This is a genomic window from Chamaesiphon polymorphus CCALA 037 (genome assembly GCF_003003845.1).
Taxonomy (GTDB): domain Bacteria; phylum Cyanobacteriota; class Cyanobacteriia; order Cyanobacteriales; family Chamaesiphonaceae; genus Chamaesiphon; species Chamaesiphon polymorphus.
Genome location: NZ_PVWO01000373.1, coordinates 1 through 5,878 on the forward strand (window position 1 = coordinate 1; position 5,878 = coordinate 5,878).

The following is a 5,878-nucleotide window of genomic DNA, read 5'->3' on the forward strand; positions in this document are numbered from 1 at the left end:
CAAAACATTTTACAGTTATTGAACTTTCCAGTTGAGATTTATACTTGCCTTGGGCCACAATCTGATGACCCTCCCTGCAAATGAGCGAACCGTAAGTATTGAGATTCAGTTGCTTAAAACTGGAGAATTGTAGGGTGGGCAGTGCCCACCATCTAAGTTATAGGCTTTTCTAATGTTGTAAATGTTCGCACCAATCTACTTACTTTTATTTACTCAAAATTGAAGATAGTGCATTAATTTACCGATCGTTTCGCCAGATAATCCCAGCCGTTGTTGGAAATTCACCAGATCTGTAAACTTACCATCGCGATCGCGGTGAGCGACGATTTCGGTAGCTAATTCTGGCGAAATCTCAGGAATCTGAGCCAAGTCATCGACTGTGGCGAGGGCGAGTTTGACAGATGGTAACGCAGTGGCGCGATCGTAATACTGAAAACTCAAGATTGGAGCCAACCATTGCAGTCTCGCGATCGGCAGATTTAAAGCCGCACAAAGGTCAGAAATCGAATAAAAAGGCACTCCCGCCTGACTCAAAGTAACTAATTGACGTGCTTGATGGATCGAAATCCCTGGCAACCGCAGCCAATCATCGACGCTGGCTTGATTGACATCGATTTGTACCCCTAAATCGGCGGCGACATCAATCTCAAAGGGCGATTTAAACCGATAATAAGGATCTTCTTTAATCCGCGATCTCAAGGACATTTTGAACAACAGCCGAACTGTTTGGGTAGGATCGTGTGTCAATCTAATCAACTCCACGCAATTTACGGGTATTATCGACTAAGCTTTTGGCAAAGTGGTCGAGGCGTTGTGAAAGTTTCTCATCTGAGATTTTACCTTCAGGCGTAAACGCTTGCCAAGCTTGACCGATCGCGACTTGCTCGGGAATAGACCAAGCGTGAACCCATCGCAGAATGACGCGTAGCTCGTTGAGCGCATTGCTATTAACCTGTCCGCCTAAGACACTGATAAATCCAGCAACCTTACCAGAAAGCTGGTCGAAACTCATCAAATCTAAGGTGTTTTTCAGCACGCCACTGACACCGCCATGATACTCTGGCGAAACTAGAATTAATCCGTCAGCCTGACCGACCGTATCTTGTAGCCTTTGGACATCAGGATACTGCGGATATTCCTTGCCACCATCGCAAAAAGGCAACTGCATCTGTCTGAGATCCAATATCTCGACCTCTGCACCCAGAGCTTGTACCTTTTGAGCTGCTACTGCAAGCGCGATCTGGCTATATGAGTCCGGTCTTAAGCTACCTGCAATGCCAACAATTTTGACCATAATTAATTTAGATCCCGATCCAGTTTAGATCCATTGGGATATATAAACAGTTATAACGCGAGAACAACTTGGGCATTGCTACGATCGAAGATCGCCATCAACTATCAACTCCCAACTCCCTGCCTTGTCTCGCTTCTTTCGGCGGGTTTCCCGCCGAGCGAGAGCCGCAATTCCCAACTCCCAACTCCCAACTCCCAACTATCCCCTAAGCCCGATCGAGCCATTGACGGCGTTTTTGCTCGAATTCGTATTCTGAGATTAAACCATCGGCTCGGAGCTTGTCTAATTCGCGGATGGAATCAGATACAGTTGCAACCGGGTGAGAACGTTGGAGCGCAACTAAACTGTGCGATGCACTCGCACCCGATCCATCGATCGATGCCGAGTTAAAATGGCCATCAAAGTGGGTACTATCTTGGGTGAGATACCAAACGGCTTCGATCGCCGAAGCAATATGCGGAATCGGCGTCCAGGATAATAATAGATAAACTAGCCCCCAACCAGGTTGTCCTAGATAAAATTTATGAAATCCAGCTACAGGAATCGTCATGCTAGCAAATGCTAAGACGATCGCGACTTGACGATTTTTAGGAGTAGTGCTAGCAAACATTAACCGATCCTCACATACGGGAAACCGCAGTTCTCAGTGTTTCCAGACTGACTTAAGATGTAAATACGAGCATCGATCGTCATGTCATCGCTCTTAATTTTAAACCTTATTACTATAATTATCTGTCATGGGATTTTTTGATTCTGATATCATCCAACAAGAAGCCAAACAGTTGTTTGACGATTATCAACATCTAACGCAGCTAGGCGGTAAATATGGTAAGTTCGATCGCGAGGGCAAGATTGCTTTTATCGAGCGGATGGAGACTTTACTCGATCGCTACAAAGTCTTTATGAAGCGGTTTGAACTGTCTGACGATTTTATGGCGAAAATGACTGTCGAACAAATGAATACTCAAATGAGTCAATTTGGGATGACACCGATGCAAATGTTCGACCAAATGAATCTGACGCTAGAGCGCATGAAGTCAGAAATCGATAAGTAGAGTACGAGTGCTATTTATACTTAGATTCAATATTTTCAGTATTAACTCAGGATCGAGGTGAAGCTCTCGATCGAATATTAGCTAGAATGAGCCAAAACGAAGCTGGTGGGCAGTGCCTACCCGCTTTTTTGTGCGTCCAGATTAAGTTATCGCCAAGCTGCGGAAGTTTCGATCGTGAGTAGTGCCATCTGGATCCCATTGTGGGAATACTATGTCCAGAGAGATTTGGCTGAATTAGGTTATCAATCGGCTATATTCTAACGACTTATGCTCGCTTTGAAGTCGTCAATGAGGCAATCTTAACAAAGAGCGAAACCTACACATCTACAAATAAATTAATACATATGGCTAGACTAAAAACGGCTGCTGGTGATGGTGGCTTGGACGTAATTGTAGGTAATACAGGTGCATTTGGTACTGACTCATCCTTCTCTACCACTCTAGATACTGCTCGCGGAGCCTTATACGATCCAGTCGGTGCTAATACTGCCAGCTCAACAACTTTTGAATCTGATGTCGCCTTTCGGATTGGTGAGACTGGAACGCGCAAATTCATCAGTGAATTAGCCACAAATATTACTTCACCTACTAGTGGCGATAATACAAGCACCACTAGTAGCTTTCTAGTATCTGGTCTTCAGTTTCAACTTGTTCAATCCGTCAGCGATCTCCTCAAAAATGGTAACAGAACTGGTAGCGGACTGACTCAGACCTATCAAATTACCAATCCTACTAGTACAGCAATTAGTTTTGAATTAGTTCGTTACTTTGATGGCGATCTATACTTTGATGGTACCCTAGCCGATCGCGGTGGTCGGATCGCTCGTAACGGTCGAGATATCCTATTTGAAACAGATAGTGGCGACAGTCCCTCCGCACCTACCACCTTTGTCGGGATTACAGCTAATGGGGGCAGCAGGCTCACCTCTAACCGATTTGAAATCGGAGAGTATTCCGAGCTACGTAGTAGAATATTGGCGGGAGATCCTTTATCAGGAAAGATCCAAGGTGACACCAATGGCGATTCATTTATTGACAGCGAACCTTTTGATGTCACGCCAACATTTCGGAATGTGTTCGTGCTAGCTCCAGGGGCAACCACAACTTATGTGACCGGAACCCTATTTGGTTCGGGAGTACCAGCACAAGTATCATTGCCAGAAACAATTACCGTCGTAGCTAGCGATCCAACTGCTTTTGAAAATATCGGCAATAGTGCTACTTTCACACTTACTCGTGCCAATGCGAAAGCAAGTAATGCTCTAACGGTTAACTATTCACTCTCAGGCAAAGCAACAACAGGCGTTGACTATTCTAATGTTAGTGGTTCGGTAACATTTTTAGCTGGTCAAGAGACAGCTACCGTCAAGATCGATCCGATTGTTGATAATATCCCAGAAGGATTAGAATCGGTAGTCTTAACAATCGATGAGGGCTTTGGTTATAACTTGAGCGATCGCAGCAAACAAGCGCGGATTACAATTGCTGATGATAATTCACAGATCGAACTTCCGCTAACAGTGAATATCGATAGTGGTGCTTTTAACGAAGGTAGTACGGGGGCGAAAAATGCGGTATTTAACGTTACATTGAACAAGCCTAGCGAGGTAGAGGTAACGGTTGATGTTGCCACAGCAGATGGTACAGCAATTGTAGGCAGCGATTATGTAGCTATTCCTAAAACAACTGTCTATTTTGCTCCAGGTGAAATAACTCAACAGATTACTGTGGCTATTACGGGAGAGCGAGATCTCGAACTTGATGAAACTTTTACCCTCAATCTATCCGATCCAACTAATGCTAATCTCGGTGACAAAATAGCAACTGCCACTATTTTAGATGATGATACGCCCATTTCTCTGTTTGTTAGCGACGCTGATGCTGCGGAAACTAAAATTGGCGAAACTCCAAATCCCAGCCAATTTATCATTACACGAAGTGGCGATCTGGCTAGATCGCTGACGGTAAAATATACACTGTCCGGCACGGGTACTAATGGTGCTGATTATCAAAGCTTGACTGGTATGAGTATTTTTGCAGTGGGTTCGGATACAGCAGTCATAGATATTAAAGCGATCGATGACAAAATTTATGAGGGTACGGAAAGTGCCACACTCTCATTCTCAACTGACGATTACACCCTGACGGGAGCAAGTAGCGGTACGATAACGATCGCCGATAACGATTCTGAAACTCCCACATTGCTCGAACCAGTGAAAAATCTGTTGACAGTTGAAGGTGGTTCGATCGATACGCTCCTCAAATTTACCAAAGTTCCGCAGACAAACAGCGATCTGAGCGAAATCTGCGCTTTTGTCGTCGATGACGATCTGGGTCGCATTAATGGCATTAAACCGGGCGAAAATGGTTATGTAGCAGCGGCAATCGATCGCGCTATCTCGATCTTCTCTAGTTTGGGTAATAGTCCTTTCGATCGTCAAAATGATAATACTTCCCAACGTTATTTAAACATTACTCAGGGCGAACGGCTCCAATTCTTAGCAATTGCTAACGAAACACTCGATTCTGTTAAATCCAATCTCGCCGCCGGAAAACCCACGGCAAATATTGTATTTTCCCTACCCGATGCCAATCCGAGTAACGCAACTCCAGTTAAATTTACGCTCAACTCTACCAACAATAACTACGATATCGCTTTCAAAGATCTTGTGGTGCGAGTGGAAGCTGTAGATAACTATAACTTGCAAGGCGGTACCGATCTACAAGGTAAATCGCAAGGACAACTCATCGATTTACGTGCCTATTCCGAGCGAGCAATCTTCGATACTAAGACAATTGGCGATGCGGCTTACAGTAACTTTATCGGTTTCTATGAAGTAGAAGATGAGAGCGGTACGCTCGCCAATGGACTCAAACCGGGCGATGCGGGCTATGCCGAAGCCGCAATCAGAAGTGCGGTATTAAGCACCCGGTTTACGAGTCAAGTTGACGCCAATCTTTCTGTCACTGGTGGAAAAATCTTAGCTCCTGTTGTGGTTGCCAATGGAACTTTTGACAAATTCCTCCAGCAAAATCCTAACAATAATGCCACTGGCAATATTCACGCTTATTTCAACTATTTGGGCGCGAATACTGACAAGGTGGATCACTTCCGCTTGTTGGGCGATAATAAATTTGGGGTCGAAGATATGTACGGTGGCGGCGATCGCGATTATAACGATCTGATCTTCCAAATGACTATCAAAAATTAAATTCAGCACCAAGCGGGAGTTCGGAGTTAAAGGCATCAGTAAGGATAAGAAAAGATCCAAAATCAAACCCGAATCCAGCACCGCCCCAGCACTGCTGAATTCGGGTTTGAATAGCCAAAAATGAGGGTAGGGGTAATTCATGAATTACCCCTACCCTCATTTTTGGCGATCGCATTTAATCCACCAAATTTGGGGGATTTCGATTGTCTAGCTTCAGCTTCCCGGACGTTTGAATTTGGCTGGTGGTTGGAATGATTCTACAGGCTCGTTTTTGAGGGCTTCTTTCATAAAGCTCCGCCAAATTGGTGCGGCATAGG

At 44.7% G+C, this 5,878-nt stretch carries 6 protein-coding genes; 3 read left to right on the forward strand and 3 right to left on the reverse strand.

The window, feature by feature from the left end:
* Positions 1 to 213: 213 nt before the first annotated feature.
* Positions 214 to 747 (reverse strand): ComEA family DNA-binding protein, encoded by a 534-nt coding sequence (locus tag C7B77_RS22025; RefSeq protein ID WP_245894309.1) that lies wholly within the window; start codon positions 745 to 747, stop codon positions 214 to 216.
* A gap of 1 nt (position 748) precedes the next feature.
* Positions 749 to 1,294 (reverse strand): NADPH-dependent FMN reductase, encoded by a 546-nt coding sequence (locus tag C7B77_RS22030; protein ID WP_106309915.1) that lies wholly within the window; start codon positions 1,292 to 1,294, stop codon positions 749 to 751.
* A 68-nt stretch (positions 1,295 to 1,362) separates the two neighbouring features.
* Here C7B77_RS22030 and C7B77_RS30305 point away from each other — a divergent pair, with 68 nt between their 5' ends.
* Positions 1,363 to 1,503, forward strand: coding sequence for a hypothetical protein (locus C7B77_RS30305; protein ID WP_181243966.1), 141 nt, complete (start codon positions 1,363 to 1,365; stop codon positions 1,501 to 1,503).
* Here C7B77_RS30305 and C7B77_RS22035 read toward each other — a convergent pair.
* Entirely contained in the window at positions 1,500 to 1,904 is a 405-nt protein-coding gene (locus C7B77_RS22035) for an NINE protein (protein WP_106309918.1), read from the reverse strand. The genes C7B77_RS30305 and C7B77_RS22035 overlap by 4 nt on opposite strands.
* Positions 1,905 to 2,031: 127 nt before the next feature.
* Here C7B77_RS22035 and C7B77_RS22040 point away from each other — a divergent pair, with 127 nt between their 5' ends.
* The gene (locus C7B77_RS22040; RefSeq protein WP_015162423.1) at positions 2,032 to 2,349 is read left to right on the forward strand and encodes a DUF1825 family protein; all 318 of its coding nucleotides are present in this window, start codon (positions 2,032 to 2,034) and stop codon (positions 2,347 to 2,349) included.
* Positions 2,350 to 2,693: 344 nt separating this feature from the next.
* Positions 2,694 to 5,561, forward strand: a complete 2,868-nt coding sequence (locus C7B77_RS22045) for a Calx-beta domain-containing protein (protein WP_106309921.1) — start codon at positions 2,694 to 2,696, stop codon at positions 5,559 to 5,561.
* The last annotated feature ends 317 nt before the right edge of the window (positions 5,562 to 5,878 follow it).